Raw genomic sequence first — 23,708 nt, 5'->3', positions numbered from 1 at the left:
GCGTCATTCCCGGAGACGGGCCATTCCCGTCATTCCCTGAGACAGGCCATTCGCGTGCCCCGGAGGGCCTGCTGACGGGAAGCCGCTGCTGGGCGCGGTGTACGGTCCCGGGATGCGCGATTTCTCTCAGCCGACCCGGCGTGCCGCCCTGGGTCTGGTCGCCGCCGCCGTCCCGCTCACCGCGGCGGCCCCCGCCTCCGCCGCAGCCACCGTCGTCGGCGGTGCGCGACTCGCCCGTGCGGGAATCCAGGTGAACGGTGCCACGGGCCTGCCGGAGAAGCTGACCGCGAGCGCCTGGATCGTCGCCGACCGCGACAGCGGAGAGGTGCTCGCCTCCTACGGCGCGCACCGGCGCCTCGCCCCCGCCTCCACGCTGAAGATGCTGTTCGCCGACACGGTGCTGGGCAGGTTCCACCGCACCGACCGGCACAAGGTGACCGCGGCGGAGCTGGCCGACATCCCGGCGGGCTCCAGCCTGGTCGGGATCAAGCCCGGGATCACCTACACCGTCGAGCAGTTGTGGCAGGGCGTCTTCCTGCGCTCCGGCAACGACGCCGTGCACGTACTCGCCCATATGAACGGCGGGGTGGCGAAGACCGTCGCCGAGATGCAGGCCAGGGCCGAGGACCTGCAGGCGCTGGACACCCATGTGGTCAGCCCCGACGGCTTCGACCACAAGGGCCAGCTGTCCTCGGCCTACGACCTCACCCTGTTCGCCCGGCACGGGCTGCGCAACGCCGACTTCCGCGAGTACTGCCACACCAGGACCGCCGCCTTCCCGGCCGGCGGCGGCAAGACCTTCCAGATCCAGAACACCGACCGCCTGCTCACCGGCTCCTGGGGCCTGAAGACCTACGACGGGCTGATCGGGGTCAAGAACGGGTTCACCAGCCACGCCGGCAACACCTTCACGGGCGCCGCCACCCGCGGCGGCCGGACCCTGCTGGTCACCGTGATGCACCCCAAGAGCGGCTACAACGCCGTCTACCGGGAGACGGCCGCGCTGCTCGACTGGGGCTTCGCGAAGGGCCGTTCGGCCAAGGCGGTGGGCACGCTGGTGGAGCCGGTCAGCGAGGGCGGGGCGCGGACGACCCCGGCGCGCAGGACGGCCCGGGCGGCGGCCGGCCCGCCGGGCGCGGCGTCCGGCAGCCCCTCCGCCTGGCGGCTGCTGGAGGGCGCGGGCAGCACGGTCGTCCTGCTGGCGGGCGGGGTGTGGGCGCTGCGCAGGCGGATGCGGGGCAGCGGCGGCAGGCACGCGGGCTGAACATGCGGCAGCCGTTCCACCCGCCGGTGCTTCTCCCGCGGTCCCACGCGAGATCCACCCCCACCCGGCGCGGTGGAACGGCTGCCGTCTCCCCCCTCGGTGCGGCCTACGGAACGAGGACCTCCCAAGTGTGAAGCTCCTGTGGAGGTGGTTCGAGCATAGGGCTTTGACCGGCCCCTATGGAGCGGATGCAGAAATTCCGCTTGTAGAAGTTGAGGAGTTGAGGAGTTGACGAGTCGTGGGCCGGCGGACGGGGCCGGCCCCGGTCAGCCCCGCCCCACGTACGGCATCGCGGTGGCCAGCACGGTCGCGAACTGCACGTTCGCCGCCGGCGGCAGCTCGGCCATGTGCCGCACCGTACGGGCCACGTCGGCGACGTCCATCACCGGCTCGGGCGCCATCTCGCCGTTGGCCTGGAGCGCTCCGGTCCGCATCCGGGAGGTCATGTCGGTCGCCGCGTTGCCGATGTCGATCTGCCCGACCGCGATGCCGTACGGCCGCCCGTCCAGCGACAGCGACTTGGTCAGCCCGGTCAGCGCGTGCTTGGTCGCCGTGTAGGCCACGGAGCGCGGCCGGGGCGTGTGCGCCGAGATGGAGCCGTTGTTGATGATCCGCCCGCCCTGCGGCTCCTGCTCCTTCATCTGCCGGAAGGCCGCCTGCGCGCACAGGAACGCGCCGTTGAGGTTGGTGTCCACCACGTGCCGCCAGGCGTCGTACGCCAGTTCCTCGACCGGCACCCCGCCGGGGCCGAACGTGCCCGCGTTGTTGAACAGCAGGTCCACCCGCCCGAACCGCTCGACGGCGGCGGCGAACAGCGCGGCCACCTCCTCCGGCCGCGAGACGTCCGTCCGCACGGGGAGACCCGCCCCGCCGGGCACCAGCGCCGCCGTCTCCCGCAGCGTCGCCGGGCGGCGTCCCGCGAGCGCCACCGACCAGCCCGCGCGCAGCAGTTCCACGGCGACCGCCCGTCCGATGCCGGAGCCGGCGCCGGTGACGACCGCGATCCTCGACCGCTGTTCCCTCCGCATGGCATCCATGGCCCCGCAGCGTAGGCGACCGTCCGGCACGCGGGACGCAGGCGTCCGCCATCCGGTTGCCGCGCCCCGGCGAGGGGGCGCCCCGGGACCCCCGCCCGCTCCGCGCCGGGCGCGCGGGGCGGCACTCCGCCGTGCACCCGGCCGCGCCCTCCCGTGGCATCCGGCACCGGGTGCGAGCTGAGAGCATGGTGGCGGACGACTCGCAGAGGGAGGGCGCATGGCCGAGCAGGGGGCCTCGACGGCACACATACGGCACACGGCCGGAGCGGGACACGCACCGGCCGCTCCCGCCGCGCGCCGCACCGGACTGCTCGTCACCCTGATCCTCGGCGGTCTCACCGCCACGCCCCCGCTGGCGATGGACATGTACCTCCCCTCGCTCCCGGAGGTCACCGGCTCCCTGCACGCGCCCGCGGCGACCGTGCAGCTCACGCTCACCGCCTGTCTGCTCGGCATGGCGCTCGGGCAACTGGTGGCCGGCCCGATGAGCGACCGCTGGGGCCGCCGCCGCCCGCTGCTGGCCGGCCTCGTCGCCTACGTCGTCTCGACCGTCCTGTGCGCCCTCGCGCCGACCGTCGGGGTCCTGGTCGCCTTCCGGCTCGCGCAGGGCCTCGCGGGCGCGGCCGGCATCGTCATCGCCCGGGCCGTGGTCCGCGACCTCTACGACGGCGTGCTGATGGCCCGCTTCTTCTCCACCCTGATGCTGATCAGCGGGGTGGCCCCGGTCGTCGCGCCGCTGATCGGCGGGCAGATCCTGCGGGTGACGGACTGGCGGGGCGTCTTCGTGGTGCTCACGCTGGTCGGAACGGCGCTGACCGGGCTCGTATGGGCGAAGCTGCCCGAGACCCTCGCCGCACCGGAGCGCCACGGCGGGGGAGTGGGCGAGGCCCTGCGCGCCATGCGGCGCCTCCTCGCCGACCGCCCGTTCACCGGCTTCATGCTGGCGGGCGGTTTCGCCTTCGCGGCCCTGTTCGCGTACATCTCCGCCTCGCCCTTCGTGATCCAGGAGATCTACGGCGCCTCTCCGCAGACCTTCAGCCTGCTCTTCGGACTGAACTCGGTCGGGCTGGTCGCCGTCGGCCAGATCAACGGCAAGCTGCTGGTCGGCCGGGTCCGGCTGGAGCGGGTGCTGGGCCTGGGACTGGCGGTCGTCATCGCCGCCGCGACCGCCCTGCTGCTGATGTCCACCGGCGTCCTCGGCACCGTCGGGCTCCCGCCCGTCGCCGCCGCCCTGTTCGTCCTGATGTCCGCGATGGGGGTGACGCTGCCGAACGCCCAGGCCCTCGCCCTGATGCGCACCCAGCAGGCCGCCGGCTCCGCGTCCGCGCTGCTCGGCACGTCCTCGTTCCTCATCGGCGCCGTCGCCTCCCCGCTCGTCGGGGTCGCCGGGGAGCACACCGCCGTCCCGATGGCCGTCGTCCAACTGGCCGCCGCACTGGTGGCCCTGGCCTGCTTCGTGGGAATGTGCCGTCCTTGGAACGGGCGTGCGAACGCGGAGGGAGCAGAGAGCTGAGCGCACCGAAACTGCGCAGGGACACCGCCGAACGGGCAGGACTCGACCCCGGCGAACTCCGCCACCTCGTCCAGGAGGTCCGCGACCTCACCACCGGTGAGCATCCGTGGGCCGCGGGCACCGTGGTGGTCGCCGGGCGCGGCCCGGTGATCGCCGTCGAGGAGGCGGCCGGCTGGGCCGTGCGGTACGCGGCCTACGACGCCGAGACCGACCGCGGGGTCGAACTGCCCGCCGGCGCACGGGTCCCCATGACCGTCGACACCCCCTTCGACCTGGCCTCGATCACCAAACTGTTCACCGCGGTCGCCGCCGTGCAGCAGATCGAGCGCGGCACCCTCGGCATCGACGCCCGGGTCGGCGCGTACCTGCCGGAGTTCTCCGCCGCCGCCCGGCACGGCGTCACCGTGCGGCAACTGCTCACTCACACCTCCGGGCTGCGCCCCGAACTCCCGCTCTACGACTGCGCCGACGACGCCGAGCGGCTGGCGAGGCTGCGCGCGGAGGCACCGGTGGGGGTGCCCGGCACGTACACCTACTCCGACCTCAACTTCCTGCTGCTGCAGTTCGTCCTGGAACGCAGCACCGGGCGCACCCTGGACGTCCTGATCCACGACGGGATCACCCGGCCGCTCGGCATGCTGTCCACGGACTTCGGTCCCTGCCCCGGCGCGGCCGCGACCGAGGACCAGCGCCGGCCGTGGGCCAAGGTCGACCGGGGCATGGTGCGCGGTGTCGTGCACGACGAGAACGCGTGGGCACTCGGCGGGATCGCCGGCCACGCGGGCATGTTCTCGACCGGCATGGACCTCGCCGTCTTCTGCCGCACCCTGCTCGCCGGCGGTTCCTACGGTCCCGCCCGCATCCTCGGCGCGGACTTCGTGGAGCTGCTGCTGACCCCGCCGGGCCTGGGCTTCGCGGTCGACCAGCCGTGGTTCATGGGGGAGCTGGCGGGGCGGGGCGCCGCCGGGCACACGGGCTTCACCGGGACGTCGCTGGTGCTGGACCCGTCGACGGGAACGTTCCTGGTGCTGCTGGCGAACGCGGTGCACCCCCGGCGGCGGTCCGCCGACAGCCGGCCTCGGGCCGCGGCGGCGACCCGGATGGCCCGGGCTGTCCGGCCGGTGTAGCGCCGCGGCTGGTGCGCGTCCCTGCCGGGTGCGGCCGGCCCTCGGCCCGGTCCCCCTCTGGTGCTGCTGGCGAACGCGGTGCACCCCCGGCGGCGGTCCGCCGACAGCCGGCCTCGGGCCGCGGCGGCGACCCGGATGGCCCGGGCGGTCCGGACGGTGCAGCGCTCCTCCGGCCGGTGCGGCGCCGCGGCCGGTGCGCACCCCGCCGGGCGCTGCCGCCCCACGCCCCGGCCCCCCTTAGAATCGCCCGGTGAACGCCCCCGTATCCCCGGCCGAGACCCTGCGCGGCGCCCTCGCCGCGCTCCTGGACGGACTTCCGCCCAAGCGGGCCGCCCAGGCCGTCGATCGGCTCATCGGCCACTATCGGGGGGCCACCCCGACCGACGCGCCCATCCTGCGGGACCGCGCGGACGTCGCCGCCTATGCCGCGTACCGGATGCCGGCGACGTTCGAGGCGGTGCGGGCCGCGCTCGGGGCGTTCGCCGACGCCGTGCCCGACTGGGTGCCGGCAAGCCATGTGGACGTCGGCGGGGGCACGGGTGCCGCGACGTGGGCGGTGAGTGCCACCTGGCCCGGTGAGCGCGGTGTCACGGTGCTGGACTGGGCCGAACCCGCCCTCGCGCTCGGCCGGGAGATCGCGGCCGCCAACCCGGCGCTGGAGCGGACCGACTGGCGGCGGGCGCGGATCGATGCCGGTCTCGGTCCCGACCTCGGGGACACCGATCTCGTCACCGTCTCCTACGTGCTCAACGAGCTGACCGAACCCGACCGGGCGGCGCTGGTGGACGCCGCGGCCGCCGCCCGGGCCGTGGTGATCGTCGAGGCCGGCACCCCCGGCGGCTACGCCCGTGTCATCGAGGCCCGCGACCGCCTGCTCGCGGCCGGCTTCCGCGTCGCCGCGCCATGCCCGCACAGCGCGGCCTGCCCGATCGTGCCCGGCGAGGACTGGTGCCACTTCTCGGCCCGGGTCAGCCGCTCCTCCCTGCACCGGCAGGTCAAGGGCGGCTCCCTGCCCTACGAGGACGAGAAGTTCAGCTACGTCGCCGCCACCCGCCTCCCGCCCGCGCCCGCCCCCTCCCGCGTCGTCCGGCGGCCGCAGATCCGCAAGGGGCAGGTGCTGCTCGACCTGTGCGAGCGGGACGGGCGACTGCGCCGCACGACGGTCACCAAGCGTCACGGCGACCGGTACCGTGCGGCGCGGGACGCGGACTGGGGAGACGCCTGGCCGCCGTGACGCGCGACGGCCGCAGAGCCGCGGGGCGATACCGTCGGACCATGGCCGACAAGCCCGCCCCCGACGCCACCCGCCGCAGCGAGAGGTCCCGTCGCGCGATCTACGACGCGGCCCTGGAGCTGGTCGCGGAGACCGGCTACCCCAGGACCACCGTCGAGGGCATCGCCGCCCGGGCCGTCGTCGGCAAGCAGACGATCTACCGGTGGTGGGGATCCAAGGCGGACGTCCTGCTGGAGGCGTTCCTGGAGATGGGCGAGCGGGCCGCGCGGGAGGCCGGGCACGAGCCGCACGCCGTCCCGGACACCGGCGATCTCGCCGCCGACCTCAGGGCGGTGCTGCGGACCACCGTCGACGAGCTCCTCGACCCCCGCTTCGCGGTGCCCGCCCGCGCCCTGGCCGCCGAGGGCCTGGTCGACGAGCGGGTGGGCCGGATGTTCCTCGCCGAACTGCTGGAACCCCGGCTCGGGCGCTACGCCGCCCGGCTGCGCTCGGCGCAGCACACCGGTGAGATCCGGCCCGACGCCGACCCGCGCATCGCCCTGGAGCTCTTCGTCTCGCCGCTGGCCCAGCGCTGGCTCCAGCAGACGGGACCGATCTCCCACGCCTACACCGACACCCTCGTCGAGTACGCGTTGCACGGTCTCGCCCCCCGTACCCGGGATGTCCCTTCTGGCACCCCGGAGGGCGGTCCGGTGGGACCATAGGGCATGCTGGACCGCACGACGGCGAGGCGAGGAGATAGATGAGCGCGGAGTTCGGCGGCCGGACCGGCCGGCAGGGCAGACTCTCCCAGTGGCTGCGCGGACGCCGCCCGCAGGAGGCCGGCGCCGGCGACGGCGGCCGTGAAGCCCTGCTGCTGGCCGCCGCCGGAGCGGGTCTGCCGCTCGCACCCGCCGCCCATCCCGCCCCCGGCTACGGGTGCTCCTGCGACCGCGTGGGCTGTCCCACCCCGGCCCGCCACCCGGTCTCGTTCGCCTGGCAGACGCAGTCCACCACCGACCGCGCGCAGATCGAGCACTGGGCCCGGCACCAGCCGGAGGCCAACTTCATCACCGCGACCGGCATGGTGCACGACGTGCTGGACGTACCCGTGGAGGCGGGACGGCAGGCGCTTCGGCGGCTGCTCGCCTCCGGCGTCGAGGTCGGCCCCGTCGCGGAGAGCGACGACGGCCGGCTCTTCTTCTTCACCCTCACCCGCGGCACTCCCGAGGACGAGGACGAGTGGTGGCCCTGCGAGCTGGACTGCCACCCCGAGACGATGGACGAGCATCCCGGACTGCGCTGGCACTGCCGCGGGTCCTACGTCCTCGTACCGCCCGCCCGGCTGCCCGGTGACGGCGCCCCGGCCGTGCACTGGGTGCGCGGCCCGGAGCACCCGCTGCCGGACCCGCTGAGCCTGCTCGAGATCCTCACCGACGAATGCGCCCGCCACGCCGGCGAGGAGGCCGACCACCTGAGCCCGGCCTGGCCCTCGCACCGCTGAGCCACCGGACCCGCCGCCGAGCCACCGGACCCGGCCGGCTACGACCCCTGGGCCGAGGTCAGCCCCTCCAGCCGGGACAGGACCGACACCTGCCCGCCGCCCGCGTCCCGCTCCGGGTCCAGCGCCACCCCGTTGGAGACGAACTCCATCGTCAGCGACTGCTTGATCTCCCCGGTCGTCAGCGCCTTCACGCTCGCGTTCGGCGCGGAGATCGTGGTGCCCGCGGCCGCCGTCTGCTTCTCGTAGCGGCGGGTGGTGAAGAACACCAGCGCGCCGCCGTCCGCGGTGCGCAGCGCCAGCGGGGCGTAGTCGCCGCTGATCAGCGGCTCGTCGATGTACTGGGTGACCAGGCCGGGCCGCTTGGCCTCCTTCTCGCGCTGCGCGCGCCGGCGGTCGGTCTGCGGGCCGGGGGCGAAGGTCCTGCCGCCCTTCTTCAGGTAGGTCACGTAGTCCCGGCTCAGGTCCCGCGGCGCGACGGCGAGCCCGGCGGAGTCGGCGGGCACCGCCTCGGCGAGGCCGTTCGCGTCCTCGCGCACCTTCGGCAGCGTGCCGGGGGAGACGAGCGTCAGATACGCCGCCTTCCACGTCTCGCCCAGGCCGTCCCGGGTGAACACCAGCAGCCACCGCAGATCGCCGCCCTTGTTGCCCCGCGCGTCCGCCACGAACCAGCGCGGCCAGCCCGCCTTCTTGGGGATCGTGTACCTCGCGTCGGTCAGCTTCAGCGGCGTGTGCGACGGATTGCCGTCCGGGTCGATCGTGTGACCGGCCTTCAGGCGGGCCGCGTCGATGTCGCCCAGGGCGCCGGTGACATGGCCGGCGTCGAGCGAACTGTCGTACGCCTTGTCCGCCTTGTTGTACGCCGTGACGAACTGCTCCATCGCCTTCGCGGCCTCGGCGCGGGTGGCGGCCGGGAGCACCTCGCGCTCCCCGTGGACCACCACACAACCGCTCGCCGTCATCGACAGAGCGGTCAGCGAGGCCGCGACCAGTGCGCCGCGCTCAAGCCTGCGAAGCCTTCGAGGGCCGCGATCCCTGCTCATCAGGTGACTTCACCTTCCCCTTCCCGGAGGCGAACCCTACCGGGGCGAAGAACAGCGCGAGCGTCGGGACCAGGTACAGCAGCCACACCGTGACCTGGAGAACGGTCGGGTCGGGCTGGAAGTTGAACACGCCCTTCAGGAGCGTGCCGTACCAGCTGTCGGGCGGGACGGTGCCGCTGATGTCGAAGGCGAGCCGCGTCAGACCGGGCAGCCAGTCGGCCTCCTGCAGATCGTGGAAGCCGTACGCGAGCACGCCCGCCGCGACCACGACCAGCATGCCGCCGGTCCAGGTGAAGAACTTCGCCAGGTTGATCCTCAGGGCGCCGCGGTAGAACAGCCAGCCCAGCAGGACCGCGGTCGCCAGGCCCAGGGCCACCCCGATCAGCGGGCGCGGGGTGCCGTCGCTGGCCGCGTGCACCGACGCCCACACGAACAGGGCGGTCTCCAGGCCCTCGCGGCCCACGGCGAGGAAGGCGGTGGCGACCAGGGCGCCGGTGCCCATCGCGAGGGCCGCGTCCAGCTTGCCGTGCAGTTCGGACTTCAGGTGCCGGGCGGTGCGCCGCATCCAGAACACCATCCACGTCACCAGGCCGACCGCGAGGACGGACAGGGAGCCGCCGAGGGCCTCCTGCGCCTGGAACGTCAGCTCCTGCGAGCCGAATTCGAGGACGCAGCCGAAGCCCATCGCGATCACGACCGCGATGGCGATGCCGATCCAGATGGGCCGGATAGCGTCCCGGCGGCCCGTTTTGACCAGGTAGGCGATCAGGATGCAGACGACGAGGCTGGCTTCCAGACCCTCGCGCAGGCCGATCAGGTAGTTGGAGAACACGGGCTACGCCTCCTTGGAGAACAGCGTGCCGCCCCACCAGTCGTCCGTGTCACGGACGCCGGGCGGGACCGCGAAGACCGCCGAACCCACGTGCTGGATGTACTCGTTGAGGGCGTCCTGAGCCGAGAGCCTGCGCTGCAGGGGGATGAACCCCTCGCGGACGTCGCGCTGGTAGGCGAGGAAGAACAGACCGGCGTCGAGCCGGCCGAGGCCGTCGGTGCCGTCGGTGAAGGAGTAGCCCCGGCGCAGGATCGTGATCCCGTTGTTGGAGTCGGGGTGGGCGAGCCGGACGTGCGCGTCGGGCTTCATCGCCTTCAGGAACGGCTCGTCGTGCTCCTCGGCCCTGCCGACCGGGGCGCCGGTGCCCTTGTCCCGGCCGAAGACGTCCTCCTGCTCCCGCAGCGAGGCGCGGTCCCAGGTCTCGATGTGCATCCGGATGCGCCGGGCGACGAGGTAGGAGCCGCCGGTCATCCAGGCCGACTTCTCGTCGACGTCCCTCTCGCCGACCCACACGAACCTCTTCAGCCGGTCGGTCTCCGTACCCGCGATGTTGCGGGTGCCGTCCTTGAAGCCCATCAGGTTGCGCGGGGTCTGCGCGCCCGGGGTGGTGGACGAGGTCTTGCCGAAACCGAGCTGCGACCAGCGGACGTTGACCTTGCCCATGCCGATCCGGGCGAGGTTGCGGATGGCGTGCACCGCCACCTGCGGGTCGTCCGCGCAGGCCTGGACGCACAGGTCGCCGCCGGTGCGGGTCCGCTCGAGGTTGTCGCCGGCGAAGTGCGGGAGGTCCACCAGGGCCTCGGGCCGCCTGTCCTCGATGCCGAACCGCTCGCCGTAGCGCTCGAACAGCGAGGGACCGAAGCCGATCGTCAGCGTCAGCCGCGAGGGCTTCAGGCCCAGCGCCTCACCGGTGTCGTCCGGCGGCGCCTCGGCGAGACCGCCGTACGCGCCGTCACCGACCGGCTTCCCGGCCGTCATCCGGCGCGCGGCCGCCGTCCAGTCCTTCAGCATCCGCACGAACTCGGCGCGGTCCTCGGTCTGCAGGTCGAACGCGGCGAAGTGCAGCCTGTCCTGCACCGGCGTGGCGATGCCGGCCTGGTGGGCGCCGTGGAAGGCGACCGCGGCGCCCGACTCGGCGGCGGCCGGGTCCGCGTCGGCGCCGGCCCGGCTCAGCGCGACCCCGCCGCCGGCCGCGGCGGCACCGAGCGCGAGCCCGGCCCCGCCCCAGCCGATCAGCGAGCGCCGTGACGGCCTGCGGCCGGCGGAGGCGGTGGCGGCTTCCTGGGTGTCCGTCATATCGGTCGGTCCCTACTTCGCGACGGCGGCGGCGAGCTTGGACAGCGGCTCGGCGAGCGCGTTCACCGCGTCCGAGAGCTCCTTGCGCCGGGCCTCGCTGACCTGGTCGTACGACACGAATCCGTTCATCGCCTTCGCCCGCGGATCGTTCGTGCGGTACGTGTCGAGCGTCGCGTCCAGCGCGGCGAACTGCTTGTCGAGTTCGGTGGTCAGCGCCTTGTCGTTCTCCCGCGCCACCGGCTTCAGCAGCTCGTACGCCCGCTGCGCGCCCTCGACGTTGGCCTTGAAGTCGCTCAGGTCGGTGTGCGCGTAGCGGTCCTCCTCACCGGTGACCTTGCCGGTGGCGACCTCGTCGAGCAGTTCCTTGGCACCGTTGGCCATGGAGGTCGCGGTGATCTCGGCCTCACCGACCCGCTTCTGCCAGTTCTCGAGGTCGGAGACCAGCTGGCCGGCGAGCGTCTTCTCGGCGGGGCCGATCCTCTGGTCCTGCCACAGCGCCTTCTCCAGCGCGTGCCAGCCGGTCCACTTCTGGCCCTTCTCCAGGCCGTCGGCGCGCGCGTCGGTCTTCGGGTCGATGTCGCCGAAGGACTCGGCGATCGGCTCGGTGCGCTCCCAGCCGACGCGGGAGGGGGCGTAGGCGTTCCGGGCGGCCGTCAGGTCACCGGCCTTGATCGCCTCGGCGAAGGCCGCCACCTTCGGGATCGTCGCGTCGGCCTGCCCCTGCACGTACCGGCGGTAGGCGGCGACGGCCTTGTCCAGCCGCGGGTCGTGCTTGGCCGCGGCGGCGGAGCCGGTGACGGTGAGCTTCTGCCGGATGCCGTGGCCCTTCATACCGGGGCGGCAGGCGATCTCGTAGTCACCCGCCTTCACCTCGGCGGTCAGCGAGTACTCGGTGCCCGGCCCGATGTTCTCCTTCTCCGACACGATCCGGTCGTCCGGGAAGAGGATCTCGACCTCGGTCGCCTTGGAGCCCTTGTTCTCGATGCTCAGCGTGACCTGGCCGGCCGGCACGGACTTCGTGGAGGTCTCGCACCTGGAGTCGGCGGCCGTCACCTTGATCGCGGCGTCCCCCTCCGCCTTGCTCTTCTGCGTGCAGCCCGTGACGGCGGTCAGGGCCGCCGCGGTCGCAACGGCGGTGACGACGGAGAGTCTGGCGGCTGGCATCCGGGCTCCAAGAGAAATCGCGTGTCGGCTCACACCAAGGTTGGTGAGGCTCGCCTAACTTATCTAAGGCTTGCCTGCCTGGAGTCCGCCCATGCGGTGATTCAGCTCTCATGGACGCCGTATGGGCACGGACGGATCACGTAAAGGTAAGGCAATCACCAAGAAACACCCAAGTGGAAGTCAAGGGGTCCGCGTGCACCGTCTCCGCCACCTGGGACGCCCTCGCCGCCCGCGCGATGCTTCAATGCCGGGGTGACCGACTACGACGTGCTCCGCGTCTTCTGCGCTCCCGACGGCGGCTACGGCAACGAACTCGGCGTCGTCCGTGAGGGATCCGTCATGCCCGAGCGGGCGCAGCGGCAGGCGTTCGCCGCGAAACTCGGCTTCAGCGAGACCGTGTTCGTCGACGACCCGGAGCGCGGAGTCGTCGACATCTACACGCCCACCTCGCGGCTGCCGTTCGCCGGGCACCCGTGTGTCGGTGCGGCCTGGCTGCTCGACGTGCCCGAACTGCTGACGCCGGCCGGGGCCGTCGGGGCCCGGCAGGACGGGGAGTTCTGCTGGATCGAGGCGCGCGCGGAGTGGGCGCCGCCGCGGACGCTGCGTCAGTACGCCACGGCCGCCGAGGTCGAGGCGCTCGCCGTGCCGCCGAAGGGGGAATGGATCTACGCCTGGGCCTGGGAGGACGAGCCCGCGGGCCGCGTCCGCGCACGCGGCTTCCCCGGCCGTGACGACGGCATCGACGAGGACGAGGCGACCGGCGCCGCCGCCCTGCTGCTGACCGACCGGCTGGGCAGGGCGCTCAACATCACGCAGGGCGCGGGCTCGCAGATACTGGCCGCGCCGCAGCCGTACGGCTGGGTCGAGATCGGCGGCCGGGTGTACCTGGAGCGCCAGCCGGAGCGCTGAGCGGCGGGCACCGGACCGAGCGCCGGTGCCCGGGTCCGGCCCGCGCCCTCACGGGAGGGTGAGGATCTCCGCTCCCGTCTCCGTCACCACCAGCGTGTGCTCGAACTGGGCCGTCCGCCTGCGGTCCTTGGTGACGACCGTCCAGCCGTCGTCCCACATGTCGTACTCGTGCGTCCCGAGCGTCAGCATCGGCTCGATCGTGAAGGTCATCCCGGGCCGGATCGGCGTCGTCGCGTGCGGGCTGTCGTAGTGCGGGATGATCAGGCCCGAGTGGAAGGACGAGTTGATGCCGTGGCCGGTGAAGTCGCGGACCACGCCGTAGCCGAAGCGCTTGGCGTACGACTCGATCACGCGGCCGATGATGTTGATCTGGCGGCCCGGCCTGACCGCCTTGATGGCGCGGTCGAGGGACTCGCGGGTGCGCTCCACCAGCAGGCGGCTCTCCTCGTCGACGTCTCCCACCAGGTAGGTCGCGTTGTTGTCGCCGTGCACCCCGCCGATGTACGCCGTCACGTCCAGGTTCACGATGTCGCCGTCGCGCAGCACCGTCGAGTCCGGGATGCCGTGGCAGATCACCTCGTTGACGGAGGTGCACAGGGACTTGGGGAAGCCGCGGTAGCCCAGCGTGGAGGGGTAGGCGCCGTGGTCGCACATGTACTCGTGGGCGACCCTGTCGAGTTCGTCGGTGGTGACCCCCGGCGCGATCAGCTTCGCGGCCTCCTCCATCGCCCGCGCGGCGATCCGGCCGGCGACCCGCATCGCCTCGATCGTCTCGGGCGTCTGCACCTCCGGGCCGGTGTACGGCGTCGGCGCGGGCTTGCCGACGTACTCGGGACGGCGGATGTTCCCGGGCACGGAACGGGTGGGGGACAGCTCCCCAGGGACGAGCAGTGACTGGCCAGACATGCGAGCGAGTCTAACGAGCCTCCGTCGGGGAAGATGTCCGTGGCGAGAGGAGCGGGTCATGGCCTTGTTCAAGAAGCGCACGGTCGGCAAGCCGGGCGAATGGTTCTACTGCCTGAAGCACAAGAAGGCCGAGGAGGGGCCGGAGTGCCCCGCCAAGGACCGGTTCGGGCCCTACGCCTCCCGGCAGGAGGCCGAGCACGCGATGGAGACGGCCCGGGAGCGCAACCTGGAGTGGGACAACGACCCCAGGTGGCAGGACACCCCGGCCGGGACCGCCGACGAGGACTGACCAACACCGATCAGGTCCGCGCCGCAGCGCCGTCCGCAACGGCCGCCGTGCGGCGGGCGCGCATCCGTACCGCGTGCTCGTTCGTGCGGACGTCGTACGTCATCAGCTTCGGCAGGCACAGGGCGAGCAGGCCGACCGCGCCCGCGCACAGCAGGCCGCCGGACCACACGGACGCCCGTACGCCCCACCAGGCGGCGAAGCCGCCCGAGCGGACCTGGCCGAGGGTCGGTCCGACCGAGTACGACAGCAGCTCGATGCCGGCGAGGCGGCCGCGCAGCTCGTCCGGGATCGTCTGGTTCCACATGGCCCCGCGGAAGATCCCGCTGACCATGTCGCAGCCGCCCGCCACGGTGAGGAACAGCAGCACGAGCCAGACGTCGTCGACGATGCCGGCCGCCGCGATCGCCAGGCCCCACAGGGCGGCCGACAGCGCCACCGTGCGGCCGTGGCGGTGCACGCGTGAGGTCCAGCCGCTGGTCAGGCTCACCAGCAGCGATCCGAGGGGGACGGTCGCGTACATCAGGCCCAGGGACCAGTCCGCGCCCAGGTCGTCCGCGAGGAACGGCAGCACGGCCAGCGGCATCGCCAGGAACATCGCCGCCAGGTCCACGGCGTAGGTGCCGAGGAGTTCCTTGCGGCTCCAGGCGTAGCGGGCGCCCTCCGCGATCGCCCTCAGCGACGGCTTCGCGGCCTCCTGCGCGGCGGGGGAGGCGGCGATGCGGACGATCAGGGCGACGGAGACGGCGAAGGTCAGCAGGTCCGCGCCGTAGGCCCAGCCGAGTCCCGCGTACGCCACCACGACGCCCGCGACCGCGGGGCCCGCGACGCCGCCGACCGTCCAGCGCAGGGAGTTCAGCGCGGCCGCGGCGGGCAGGTGCTCATGGGCCACGATCCGGGGCCAGAGCGAGTCGATCGCCGGGCGCTGGACCGAGACCAGTGCCGAGGACAGGGCCGCCACCACGTACAGCGGCCAGACTGCGGGGTTCGGCAGCAGGGCGTTGAGCAGCAGCGCGGCGGACAGCAGGCCCTGCCCCGCCTCCGTCCACACGATCAGCTTCCGCTTGTCCAGCGCGTCGGCGAGCGCACCCCCGTACAGCCCGAACACCAGCAGCGGCAGCAGCTCCACCGCCCCGACGGCCCCGACCGCGGCCGCCGAGTCCGTGAGCTCCTTCAGCTGCACCGGCAGGGCGACGAAGGTCAGGAAGCTGCCGAAGTTCGAGACCGTCCCCGACACCCACAGCCGCCGGAAGTCGGCGGAGGCCCGCCAGGGGGTGAGATCGGGCAGGAGGGCGCGCAGGCGGGAGGTGCGCGGGGCGGCGGGCCCGGGGGAGTCGGCGGTCACGAGCGGCCATGCTCGGGCGCGACGCCCCGCGCGGCAACTGCTTTTCGGCGGGGCGGGTGCCGGCGGACGGGTGCCCCTACCACCCCGCGGGCGGTGGCGCCGTCAGGTGGTCGGCCAGGCGGGCCAGGCGGTCGCGCAGGCGGCGGTGGCCTCGCGGGGACGGCAGGGCGTTCTCGCCGGCTGCCGCGCTGACCAGGTGCTGGACCGTGTCGAGGTCGAGCTCGGCGGGGGCCGGGACCGCCAGGGCCTCGTGGGCCATCGACGTGAGGTCGTTCTCCTCCGGGCCCAGGGTGAGGATGGTCGTGCCGGCCCGGCGGGCGTCGCTGACCCGTTCCAGGAGGGGGGCGTGCGGACTCGGCCCGCTCCCGGACGCGCCAGCGCCGGGGGACTGCCACGGCGACACCACGAGGAGCGTCTCGCCGCGCCGGGCCGCCGAGAGGCGGCCCAGGCCGACCGCCAGGTGCGCGGGGTCGGTGGGGCGCGCGTCGTGGCGTACGAGGGTCGGGGTCAGCTCCGGGGTGCCGGACCAGGCGGCCTCGTCCACCAGGTGGGCCGCGAGGTGCCAGGGCTCGTACTCCTCGGTGCCGACGAGCAGCAGCCCCCCGCCGTGCGACACCACCGAGCCGCGCAGCGCCCCCGCGAAGCGGCGCGTGGCGCCCAACCACTCGGTCCCGGCGAGGACTTCGCGCAGCAGCGCGACCCGTACGGCATCCATACGCACGCATCCTGCACCGATCGCCCGGCCGGGCACGGGAGTTCGCCGCCGATTCGCCCGGCCGGGGGACGGCGGGCGAACGACGGAGCGACGGACCGCCCGCCCCGCGATCCCGGCCCGATCCGGCCCTGATCCCATCCCGATCCCGTACGGTTCGACGCCCGGACCGCCGGGCTCCGCCGCCGGATCCGCCTCCGGACGGGCGACGTCGGGGAGGCCGGGCGGACCGTCTCCCGGACGGTGCCCGTGACGCGGCTCACCTGACCGGCGGCGCCGCCCGGGGCGGACGTAAAGTCGGCGCATGACCTCTAGCGACAGTGCTGCACAGACCCCCGCGAAGGCCCCCGCCAAGGACCCCTGGGACCTCCCCGACGTCTCCGGACTGGTCGTCGGCGTCCTCGGCGGGACCGGGCCGCAGGGCAAGGGGCTGGCCTTCCGGCTGGCCAGGGCGGGGCAGAAGGTGATCATCGGCTCGCGGGCCGCCGAGCGGGCGCGGGCCGCGGCCGAGGAGCTCGGGCACGGTGTGGAGGGTGCCGACAACGCCGAGTGCGCGCGCCGCAGTGACGTCGTGATCGTCGCCGTGCCGTGGGAGGGCCACGGCAAGACGCTCGAGGCGCTGCGCGAGGAGCTGGGCGGCAAGCTGGTCGTGGACTGCGTCAACCCGCTCGGCTTCGACAAGAAGGGCGCGTACGCGATCCGGCCGGAGGAGGGCAGCGCCGCCGAGCAGGCCGCCGCCCTGCTGCCGGACTCGCGGGTCACGGCCGCCTTCCACCATCTGTCGGCCGTGCTGCTGCAGGACCCGGAGACCGCCGAGATCGACACCGACGTGATGGTGCTCGGCGAGGTGCGGGACGACGTCGAGGTCGTGCAGGCGCTCGCCGGGCGCATCCTGGGCATGCGCGGCGTCTTCGCCGGCCGGCTGCGCAACGCCCACCAGGTCGAGTCGCTGGTGGCGAACCTGATCTCGGTGAACCGCCGCTACAAGGCGCACGCCGGGCTCCGCGTGACGGACGTGTGAGCGGGTGGGGGACACTGGAGGCGGTAGCAGTGTCCCCCGAACCCGCGCGGTGTTCTGCCGAGCCCGTGCGGCGTTCCTCCGAGCCTGTCGACAGGAGCCGAACGAAATGCCCCGCCTTGGCGTCTACGCCTTGATCGTCTTCATCCTCGCCGTGGCCGCGGCCGTGGTCTCCTTCGCGAAGGGCAGCTGGCTCGGGATCGTCTGGATCCTGCTGGCGGGGCTGTCCAGCAACATGTGCTGGTACTACGTCAAGCGGGGCAGGGGCGCCTACCAGAAGCGGTAGAGGCTGTAGCCGTAGGAGGCGTCCCCGTCGCCGACGCCGAGCCCGCGCAGGATCGCGTCGACGAGGTCGAAGAACACCCCGTTGACAGACGGCAGCCACAGCAGCGCGAACACGAACAGCAGGCCGAACGGCGCGAACGGCTCCACCTGGCGCTTGGCGCCCGGCGGCAGCCAGGGCTCGATGACGCCGTAGCCGTCCAGGCCCGGGACGGGCAGGAAGTTCAGGATCGCCGCGCTGACCTGGAGCAGGGCGAGGAAGGCCAGGGCGTACCGGAAGTCGCCCGGCACGCCGTCCAGGGCGTGCAGCCAGAACGGCGCGGTGCACACGGCCGCGAACAGGACGTTCGTCAGCGGGCCCGCGGCGGAGACCAGGCTGTGCCGCCAGCGCCCCCGGATCCGGCCCCGCTCGATGAAGACGGCGCCGCCCGGCAGACCGATGCCTCCCATGATCACGAAGATCACCGGGAGCACGACGCTCAGCAGCGCGTGCGTGTACTTCATCGGGTTCAGCGTGAGGTAGCCCTTCGCGCCGATCGTGATGTCGCCGCTGTGCAGCGCGGTGCGCGCGTGGGCGTACTCGTGCAGACACAGCGAGACCACCCAGGCCGCCGTCACGAACAGGAACACGGCCACGCCCGGCCGCTCGGCGAACCCGGTCCAGGTGGCCCATCCGGTCACCGCCGTGACGGCCAGGATCCCGAGGAAGACGGGGCTGACCCTCCGGTCGCCGCGGCTGGTGGTGGCGGTGGTCATGAAACTCCCTGGACGATGCTTTCCCCACGCGGTGGGACGGCCCGACGGTACCGGGCGCACGGGGAAAACGTCTCGCGGGGGTGCGGGGGTTCCGTGGAAGGGTGGGCCGGGGCTCCGCCGCCGCCCGGGGAGGCAGGCGCCGCCCGCGCCGACCCACCGCCCGCCCGAACCCCGTGACCGGCCCCGACGTCTACGGAGACAATGGACCCCGTGCGCTACCGCATCCTCGGCACCACCCAGGCGCTCCGCCCCGACGGCACACCCGTCCAGGCCGGCGGGGCGCGGCTGCGTGCCCTGCTGACCGTGCTGGCCCTGCGGGCCGGCCGCACCGTGCCGGTGAGTGTGCTGCTCGACGAGGTCTGGGACGGCGAGCCGCCCGCCGACGCGCCGGGCGCGCTGCAGGCACTGGTCGGGCGGCTGCGCCGGGCCATCGGCGCGGACGCCGTCGCCTCCGCCGAGGGCGGCTACCGGCTCGCGGCCCGGCCCGACGACGTCGACCTGCACCGTTTCGAGCGGCTGACCGGCGAGGGCGTCCGTGCGCTCGCCGACGGCGACCCCGCCAAGGCGGCCGTCGTCCTCGACGACGCCCTCGGCCTGTGGCGCGGCCCCGCCCTCGCCGACCTGCCCGACCGCACCGCCGAGGCGGCCCGCTGGGACAGCCGCCGCCTCGACGCCCTGCGGGCCCGGCACACCGCCGCCCTCGCCCTGGGCCATGCCGAGCAGTCGCTGCCGGAACTGACCGCCCTGTGCGACACCCACCCGCTGGACGAGCCGCTCCAGGCCCTGCGCCTGCGCGCCCTGCGCGACGCGGGCCGCACCGCGGAGGCGCTGGCCGCCTTCGAGGCCGTACGGCGGCTGCTGGCGGACCGGCTGGGTTCCGATCCCGGCCCCGAACTGGCCGCCCTCCACCAGGAGTTGCTGGGCGGGAGCGGCACCGCGCCGCTCGCGCGCGGTGAGCGGCCCGCAGCCCCCGTCCCCGCCTCGCGGGAGGCCGCGCGCCCCGGCAACCTGCGTGCCCGTCTCACCTCCTTCGTCGGCCGGGAGGCCGACATCGACGCCATCCGCGGCGACCTCGCGGCGGCCCGTCTGGTCACGCTGCTCGGCCCCGGCGGGGCCGGCAAGACGCGGCTGTCGCAGGAGGCCGCCGAGACCGTGCGGTACGCGGCCCGGGACGGGGTGTGGCTGGCCGAACTGGCCCCCGTCGACGACCCCGAAGCCGTACCGGAGGCCGTCCTCACCGCCGTCGGAGCCCGCGAGACCGTGCTGTACGGCGCCGGGGCCGAGGCGATGCGGGCCGCCGGCAGCGACCGGCACGACGATCCCCTGGAGCGGCTCGCCGAGCACTGCGGCAGGCGCCGCATGCTGATCGTCCTGGACAACTGCGAGCACGTCGTCGACGCCGCCGCCCGGCTCGTGGAGGAGCTGCTGAAGCGCTGCCCGGAGCTGACGGTGCTCGCCACGAGCCGTGAACCCCTCGGCGTACCGGGGGAGTTGCTGCGCCCGGTGGAGCCGCTGCCGGAGCCGGTCGCCCTGCGGCTGCTCGCCGACCGGGGAGCCGCCGCCCGGCCCGGCTTCCGGGTGGAGGACGACCCGGAGGCGTGCGCCGAGATCTGCCGGCGCCTCGACGGGCTCCCGCTCGCCATCGAACTCGCCGCCGCCCGGCTGCGCATGCTCACGCCCCGCCAGATCGCCGACCGGCTCGACGACCGCTTCCGGCTGCTCACCTCCGGCAGTCGTACGGTCCTGCCGCGGCAGCAGACCCTGCGCGCGGTCGTCGACTGGTCCTGGGAGCTGCTCGACGAGGACGAACGGGACGTGCTGTGCCGCCTGTCGGTGTTCGCCGGCGGCTGCGACCTCGCCGCCGCCGAGGCCGTCTGCGGTCCCGCGGCCCTGCAGGCCCTGGGCTCGCTCGTCGACAAGTCCCTCGTCGTGGCCGCCCCCTCGGGCGACGGCGAGATGCGCTACCGGCTCCTGGAGACCGTCGGCGAGTACGCGGGCGAGCGCCTGGCTCAGGCGGGCGGACAGCCGGAGGCGGGGCGCGCCCACCGCACGTACTACCGCGAACTCGCCCGCCGCACCGACCCGTTGCTGCGCGGCCCCGGGCAGCGCGCCGCCATCGCCCGGCTGGAGCGGGAGTACGAGAACCTGCGCAGCGCGCTGCGCCACGCCGTCGCCGAGCGCGAGGAGCAGGAGGCGCTCTGCCTGGTGCTGTCGCTGGGCTGGTACTGGCAGATGCGCGACCTGCGCATCGAGGCCCGCAACTGGTCCCGGGATGTCCAGGCCCTCGGCCCCGACCCGTTCACCGAGCCCGTCCGCCCCGCCCCGCCGCTGTGGGAGCGCTGCACGGACACCCCGCCGCCCTGGAGCGGCGCGCTGCTCGACGAGGCCCGGCGCGGTCTGCACCTCGTCCATCTCGCCTGCATGGACACCGAGTTGGAGTCCTGGCAGACACCGCAGGCGCAGGCGAAGCTGCGCATCATCTCCGAGACGTACGCCCCGGGGCTGCCGCAGACCTGCCGCACCCCCGGCTCCCTCTGGCTCTTCGCCGTCATGCTCACCGGCGACATGAGGAGACTGCACGAGGTGATCGAGAGCACCGTCCGCACCTGCCGGGCCACGCCCGGGTACGAGTGGGAGCTCGCCGCCGCCCTGCACATGCGTGCCAACCTGCTCGCCAACCGCAGCGACTGGGCGGGCGACGCGACCCGTGACGCCGACGAGGCACTGGAGATCTACCGCCGGCTCGGCGATCTGTGGGGCACGGCGGAGGCGCTCTCCGCGCGCGGCGAGGCGAACGAGAAGCGGGGCGATTGGCAGGCGGCCGCCGCCGACTACCGGTCCGCGATCGAGCACGCCGAGCGCCTCGGCGCCCGCGCCCAGGTGGCCGTGCTCAGCGCCCGGCTCGGCGCCGCGCTGATGGAGGCGGGCGAGCCCGAGCGCGGCGAGCGGCTGCTGCGCGAGGTGATCGCCCGGCAGGACGGCTCGGGCAACGAGGCGATGCCCGCCGCCCGGCTGTTCCTGGCGGGCCGCTACGGCATGACCGGCCGGATCCCGCAGGCGCGCGAGCAGGTCCGGCTGCTGCGCGAGCAGTTCAAGATCGCGCACTTCGTCGTCTTCGACGCGTTCATCCTCGGCACCGAGGCCTGGCTGGACGGCGCCGACGGCCGCTACGAGGAGGCCCTGGTCAAGATCCGGCAGGCGCTCGCGCGGGCCGGCGAGCCGCTCTCCGAGGCCATCGCCCCGTCCATGCGCTCCACCTATCTGACGATCGCGGCCGGCGCCCTGGCCGGCCTCGACGGCGGCGGCCGCGCCCGCGACGCCGCCCGCTGCCTCGGCGCGGCGCATGCGGCCCTGCCGCCCCGCCACGTCCCCTCGTCCCTCGAGCGGGAGACGCTCGGCCAGGCCGTGGCACGCACCCGCGCCGCCCTGGACGAGGAGACGTACGAGGCCGCGTACGCGGAGGGCGGCGGCCTCTCCGCGGAGGAGGCCGCCGCCCTGGTCTGACCCGGGCCGTCAACGCACGGGCCCGGACGTCAGCTCTTGGTGCGGAACTTGTGGATCGCGTACGGCGCCGCCACCGCGGTGATCGCCACCGACCAGCCCAGCGTCACCCACAGGTCGTGCGCGACCGGGCCGCCGACCATCAGCCCGCGCGCGGCGTCCGCGAGCGTGGACAGCGGGTTGTAGTCGGTGAAGGCCTGCAGCCAGCCCGGCATCGACTTCGTCGGCGCGAAGATCGACGAGCCGAACTGCAGAGGGAACAGCACCAGGAAGCCCATCGCCTGCACGGACTGCGCGTTCTTCAGGACCACGCCCAGGGTGAGGAACACCCACATGATCGAGGAGGCGAACACCGCGGACAGCCCGACGGCCGCGAACAGGCCGGCCCAGTGGTGGATGTCGAAGCCGACCAGCACGGCGACGACCATCAGCACGGTGGTCGCGAACAGCATCCGCACCAGCTCGACGGAGATCTTCGCGAACAGCACCGAACCGCGGCCGATCGGCAGGGACCGGAAGCGGTCCATGACACCGGAGTTGAAGTCCTGGCTGAAGCCGGTGCCGACGCCCTGGGACAGCGTCATGCTCATCATCGCGATCATGCCCGGGATGACGTACTGCACGTACCCGTCCTGACCGCCGCCCAGGGCCTGCCCGATCGAGCCGCCGAAGACGTACACGAACAGCAGGGTGAAGACGACGGGCATCAGCAGCGCGTCGAACATCGACTCCGGGTCCTGCTTGATCCACAGCAGGTTGCGGCGGATCAGGGCGCCGGTGTGGCGCAGGTGGCCGCGCAGCGTGATCCGGGCGTCGGCGACGGCGGCCGGCGCGGCCGCGGTGGCGGTGGGGGAAGGGGCGGCGTGAAGCGCCTCGTCCAGGGTGGCGGTGGGCGACGGGTGGGAGCTCATACGGCGACCTCCTCGCGGGTCTCGGTGGGCACGGCGTCCTGCGGGGCACTGGCGCGGTGGCCGGTGAGGGACAGGAACACCTCGTCCAGGCTGGGCAGTTCGGTGGTGATGGAGCTGATGGTGATGCCGCGCGCCATGACCACACCGACCACGGCGGTCAGCTGCTCGTCGCTGAGGACCGGCACCAGCACGGTGCCGGTGTCGGCGTCGACGGCCGTGGTGGCGAGCCCGGTCATGCCGAGCTCGTCGAGAGCGTCGGCGAGCGGTCGCAGCTGCCCCCGGTCGGCGGGCCGCACCCGCAGCGTCCGCCCGCCGACTCTGGCCTTCAGCTCGTCGATGGCGCCGCCCGCGATGACCTTCCCGCGGTCCACGACGGTCAGCTCCGAGGCGAGCTGCTCGGCCTCCTCCATGTACTGCGTGGTCAGCAGGACGGTCACGCCCTCGCCGACCATGACCTTGACCTCGTCCCACACCTCGTTGCGGGTGCGCGGGTCGAGCCCGGTGGTGGGCTCGTCGAGGAACAGCACCTCGGGGCGCCCGATCATCGAGGCGGCGAGGTCGAGCCGGCGGCGCATACCGCCGGAGTAGGTGCTCGCGGGGCGCTTGGCGGCGTCCGTGAGGGAGAACCGCTCCAGCAGTTCGTCGGCACGGGCGCGGGCGTCCTTGCGCGGCAGGTCGAGCAGCCGCCCGATCATGTAGAGGTTCTCCCAGCCGGGGAGCTTCTCGTCCACCGAGGCGTACTGCCCGGTGAGTCCTATCACCCGGCGCAGCTGCCTCGGCTGCCGCAGCACGTCGTACCCGGCGACGGTCGCCCGGCCGGCGTCCGGTGCGAGCAGGGTGGACAGGATCCGCACGAGGGTGGTCTTGCCGGCCCCGTTCGGCCCGAGCACACCCATCACGGTGCCCTCGCGCACGTCCAGGTCGACGCCGTCCAGCGCCTTGGTCTCGCCGTAGTGCTTGACCATCCCCCGCACGGTGACGGCCATGCCGCCGCCACTGGCGTCGTTGTCGATTCGCGTCATGACCCGAACGGTGCCAGGCCCCACCGACAAACGACCGACAGGCCGCCGACACGGCGCCGCCGGCGCCTGC

The 23,708-nt window shown here is 73.7% G+C and carries 22 protein-coding genes; 11 read left to right on the top strand and 11 right to left on the bottom strand.

Annotated features, from left to right (window positions below):
• The first annotated feature begins 112 nt into the window (after positions 1-112).
• Entirely contained in the window at positions 113-1,264 is a 1,152-nt protein-coding gene (locus tag ACJ9NR_RS12005; protein ID WP_412487528.1) for a D-alanyl-D-alanine carboxypeptidase family protein, read from the top strand.
• A 266-nt stretch (positions 1,265-1,530) separates the two neighbouring features.
• On the opposite strand, the gene ACJ9NR_RS12000 is transcribed toward ACJ9NR_RS12005, so the two are convergent.
• Entirely contained in the window at positions 1,531-2,301 is a 771-nt protein-coding gene (locus ACJ9NR_RS12000; RefSeq protein WP_412487527.1) for an SDR family oxidoreductase, read from the bottom strand.
• Between the two features lie 217 nt (positions 2,302-2,518).
• Here ACJ9NR_RS12000 and ACJ9NR_RS11995 point away from each other — a divergent pair, with 217 nt between their 5' ends.
• From ACJ9NR_RS11995 to ACJ9NR_RS11975, 5 genes are all read left to right on the top strand, one after another.
• Positions 2,519-3,814 carry a multidrug effflux MFS transporter gene (locus ACJ9NR_RS11995; RefSeq protein ID WP_412512691.1) on the top strand — a complete coding sequence of 432 codons (1,296 nt, stop codon included), beginning with the start codon at positions 2,519-2,521 and terminating at the stop codon, positions 3,812-3,814.
• The gene (locus ACJ9NR_RS11990; protein WP_412487525.1) at positions 3,766-4,941 is read left to right on the top strand and encodes a serine hydrolase domain-containing protein; all 1,176 of its coding nucleotides are present in this window, start codon (positions 3,766-3,768) and stop codon (positions 4,939-4,941) included. Before ACJ9NR_RS11995 ends, ACJ9NR_RS11990 begins: the two co-directional genes overlap by 49 nt.
• Positions 4,942-5,191: 250 nt before the next feature.
• A complete protein-coding gene (locus ACJ9NR_RS11985; protein ID WP_412487524.1) occupies positions 5,192-6,175 on the top strand; it encodes a small ribosomal subunit Rsm22 family protein in 984 nt (327 codons plus the stop codon).
• 41 nt (positions 6,176-6,216) lie between these two features.
• The gene (locus ACJ9NR_RS11980) at positions 6,217-6,879 is read left to right on the top strand and encodes a TetR/AcrR family transcriptional regulator (RefSeq protein WP_412487523.1); all 663 of its coding nucleotides are present in this window, start codon (positions 6,217-6,219) and stop codon (positions 6,877-6,879) included.
• 38 nt (positions 6,880-6,917) lie between these two features.
• Complete coding sequence (locus ACJ9NR_RS11975; protein ID WP_412487522.1) at positions 6,918-7,658, top strand: bifunctional DNA primase/polymerase; 741 nt, start codon at positions 6,918-6,920, stop codon at positions 7,656-7,658.
• Between the two features lie 38 nt (positions 7,659-7,696).
• Here the strand turns inward: ACJ9NR_RS11975 and ACJ9NR_RS11970 are convergent, their stop codons facing one another.
• The 4 genes from ACJ9NR_RS11970 to efeO are packed head-to-tail and all read right to left on the bottom strand — an operon-like array spanning position 7,697 to position 11,990.
• Entirely contained in the window at positions 7,697-8,698 is a 1,002-nt protein-coding gene (locus tag ACJ9NR_RS11970; RefSeq protein ID WP_412487521.1) for an SCO2278 family lipoprotein, read from the bottom strand.
• A complete protein-coding gene (gene efeU / locus ACJ9NR_RS11965; RefSeq protein ID WP_412487520.1) occupies positions 8,658-9,530 on the bottom strand; it encodes an iron uptake transporter permease EfeU in 873 nt (290 codons plus the stop codon). Before efeU ends, ACJ9NR_RS11970 begins: the two co-directional genes overlap by 41 nt.
• Positions 9,531-9,533: 3 nt before the next feature.
• Entirely contained in the window at positions 9,534-10,826 is a 1,293-nt protein-coding gene (efeB, locus tag ACJ9NR_RS11960) for an iron uptake transporter deferrochelatase/peroxidase subunit (protein WP_412487519.1), read from the bottom strand.
• A 12-nt stretch (positions 10,827-10,838) separates the two neighbouring features.
• On the bottom strand, positions 10,839-11,990 hold the full coding sequence (gene efeO, locus ACJ9NR_RS11955; RefSeq protein ID WP_412487518.1) for an iron uptake system protein EfeO: 1,152 nt from the start codon (positions 11,988-11,990) through the stop codon (positions 10,839-10,841).
• A gap of 252 nt (positions 11,991-12,242) precedes the next feature.
• On the opposite strand from efeO, the gene ACJ9NR_RS11950 reads away from it, so the two are divergent.
• Positions 12,243-12,899, top strand: coding sequence for a PhzF family phenazine biosynthesis protein (locus tag ACJ9NR_RS11950; protein ID WP_412487517.1), 657 nt, complete (start codon positions 12,243-12,245; stop codon positions 12,897-12,899).
• Between the two features lie 48 nt (positions 12,900-12,947).
• Here ACJ9NR_RS11950 and map read toward each other — a convergent pair whose 3' ends face one another.
• A complete protein-coding gene (gene map, locus ACJ9NR_RS11945) occupies positions 12,948-13,805 on the bottom strand; it encodes a type I methionyl aminopeptidase (RefSeq protein ID WP_412487516.1) in 858 nt (285 codons plus the stop codon).
• 58 nt (positions 13,806-13,863) lie between these two features.
• On the opposite strand from map, the gene ACJ9NR_RS11940 reads away from it, so the two are divergent.
• Positions 13,864-14,094, top strand: coding sequence for a hypothetical protein (locus ACJ9NR_RS11940; protein WP_412487515.1), 231 nt, complete (start codon positions 13,864-13,866; stop codon positions 14,092-14,094).
• Between the two features lie 10 nt (positions 14,095-14,104).
• Here the strand turns inward: ACJ9NR_RS11940 and ACJ9NR_RS11935 are convergent, their stop codons facing one another.
• On the bottom strand, positions 14,105-15,436 hold the full coding sequence (locus ACJ9NR_RS11935) for an MFS transporter (protein ID WP_412487514.1): 1,332 nt from the start codon (positions 15,434-15,436) through the stop codon (positions 14,105-14,107).
• Positions 15,437-15,512: 76 nt separating this feature from the next.
• Positions 15,513-16,151, bottom strand: a complete 639-nt coding sequence (locus ACJ9NR_RS11930; RefSeq protein ID WP_412487513.1) for a hypothetical protein — start codon at positions 16,149-16,151, stop codon at positions 15,513-15,515.
• A 301-nt stretch (positions 16,152-16,452) separates the two neighbouring features.
• Here ACJ9NR_RS11930 and npdG point away from each other — a divergent pair, with 301 nt between their 5' ends.
• Positions 16,453-17,169, top strand: coding sequence for an NADPH-dependent F420 reductase (npdG, locus tag ACJ9NR_RS11925; RefSeq protein ID WP_412487512.1), 717 nt, complete (start codon positions 16,453-16,455; stop codon positions 17,167-17,169).
• Positions 17,170-17,275: 106 nt separating this feature from the next.
• Positions 17,276-17,452 carry a hypothetical protein gene (locus ACJ9NR_RS11920; protein WP_412487511.1) on the top strand — a complete coding sequence of 59 codons (177 nt, stop codon included), beginning with the start codon at positions 17,276-17,278 and terminating at the stop codon, positions 17,450-17,452.
• On the opposite strand, the gene ACJ9NR_RS11915 is transcribed toward ACJ9NR_RS11920, so the two are convergent.
• Positions 17,437-18,204 (bottom strand): site-2 protease family protein, encoded by a 768-nt coding sequence (locus ACJ9NR_RS11915; RefSeq protein WP_412487510.1) that lies wholly within the window; start codon positions 18,202-18,204, stop codon positions 17,437-17,439. The genes ACJ9NR_RS11920 and ACJ9NR_RS11915 overlap by 16 nt on opposite strands.
• A 201-nt stretch (positions 18,205-18,405) precedes the next feature.
• Between ACJ9NR_RS11915 and ACJ9NR_RS11910 the strand changes: the two genes are divergently transcribed.
• Positions 18,406-21,708: an AfsR/SARP family transcriptional regulator gene (locus ACJ9NR_RS11910; RefSeq protein ID WP_412487509.1), complete on the top strand. Its 3,303-nt coding sequence runs from the start codon at positions 18,406-18,408 to the stop codon at positions 21,706-21,708.
• A 29-nt stretch (positions 21,709-21,737) separates the two neighbouring features.
• On the opposite strand, the gene ACJ9NR_RS11905 is transcribed toward ACJ9NR_RS11910, so the two are convergent.
• Both ACJ9NR_RS11905 and ACJ9NR_RS11900 read right to left on the bottom strand, forming a co-directional pair.
• Entirely contained in the window at positions 21,738-22,616 is an 879-nt protein-coding gene (locus tag ACJ9NR_RS11905) for an ABC transporter permease (protein WP_412487508.1), read from the bottom strand.
• The gene (locus ACJ9NR_RS11900) at positions 22,613-23,638 is read right to left on the bottom strand and encodes an ATP-binding cassette domain-containing protein (protein ID WP_412487507.1); all 1,026 of its coding nucleotides are present in this window, start codon (positions 23,636-23,638) and stop codon (positions 22,613-22,615) included. The genes ACJ9NR_RS11905 and ACJ9NR_RS11900 overlap by 4 nt, the downstream gene beginning before the upstream one ends.
• Positions 23,639-23,708 lie beyond the last annotated feature (70 nt).

It is taken from the genome of Streptomyces sediminimaris (genome assembly GCF_047049295.1).
Taxonomy (GTDB): Bacteria; Actinomycetota; Actinomycetes; order Streptomycetales; family Streptomycetaceae; genus Streptomyces; species Streptomyces sediminimaris.
Note: the sequence above shows the minus strand (reverse complement) of the source record. Positions and strands in the feature narration are given on the sequence as shown.

Bases quoted from the DNA above. Each gene is read 5' to 3' on its own strand.
- ACJ9NR_RS11970 (WP_412487521.1), bottom strand. From the start codon at position 8,698: ATGAGCAGGGATCGCGGCCCTCGAAGGCTTCGCAGGCTTGAGCGCGGC.
- ACJ9NR_RS12005 (WP_412487528.1), top strand. From the start codon at position 113: ATGCGCGATTTCTCTCAGCCGACCCGGCGTGCCGCCCTGGGTCTGGTC.
- ACJ9NR_RS11940 (WP_412487515.1), top strand. From the start codon at position 13,864: ATGGCCTTGTTCAAGAAGCGCACGGTCGGCAAGCCGGGCGAATGGTTC.
- ACJ9NR_RS11920 (WP_412487511.1), top strand. From the start codon at position 17,276: ATGCCCCGCCTTGGCGTCTACGCCTTGATCGTCTTCATCCTCGCCGTG.
- ACJ9NR_RS11995 (WP_412512691.1), top strand. From the start codon at position 2,519: ATGGCCGAGCAGGGGGCCTCGACGGCACACATACGGCACACGGCCGGA.
- ACJ9NR_RS11910 (WP_412487509.1), top strand. From the start codon at position 18,406: ATGGACCCCGTGCGCTACCGCATCCTCGGCACCACCCAGGCGCTCCGC.
- npdG (WP_412487512.1), top strand. From the start codon at position 16,453: ATGACCTCTAGCGACAGTGCTGCACAGACCCCCGCGAAGGCCCCCGCC.
- ACJ9NR_RS11900 (WP_412487507.1), bottom strand. From the start codon at position 23,638: ATGACGCGAATCGACAACGACGCCAGTGGCGGCGGCATGGCCGTCACC.
- ACJ9NR_RS12000 (WP_412487527.1), bottom strand. From the start codon at position 2,301: ATGGATGCCATGCGGAGGGAACAGCGGTCGAGGATCGCGGTCGTCACC.
- efeO (WP_412487518.1), bottom strand. From the start codon at position 11,990: ATGCCAGCCGCCAGACTCTCCGTCGTCACCGCCGTTGCGACCGCGGCG.
- map (WP_412487516.1), bottom strand. From the start codon at position 13,805: ATGTCTGGCCAGTCACTGCTCGTCCCTGGGGAGCTGTCCCCCACCCGT.
- ACJ9NR_RS11980 (WP_412487523.1), top strand. From the start codon at position 6,217: ATGGCCGACAAGCCCGCCCCCGACGCCACCCGCCGCAGCGAGAGGTCC.
- ACJ9NR_RS11975 (WP_412487522.1), top strand. From the start codon at position 6,918: ATGAGCGCGGAGTTCGGCGGCCGGACCGGCCGGCAGGGCAGACTCTCC.
- ACJ9NR_RS11930 (WP_412487513.1), bottom strand. From the start codon at position 16,151: ATGGATGCCGTACGGGTCGCGCTGCTGCGCGAAGTCCTCGCCGGGACC.
- ACJ9NR_RS11915 (WP_412487510.1), bottom strand. From the start codon at position 18,204: ATGACCACCGCCACCACCAGCCGCGGCGACCGGAGGGTCAGCCCCGTC.
- efeB (WP_412487519.1), bottom strand. From the start codon at position 10,826: ATGACGGACACCCAGGAAGCCGCCACCGCCTCCGCCGGCCGCAGGCCG.
- ACJ9NR_RS11905 (WP_412487508.1), bottom strand. From the start codon at position 22,616: ATGAGCTCCCACCCGTCGCCCACCGCCACCCTGGACGAGGCGCTTCAC.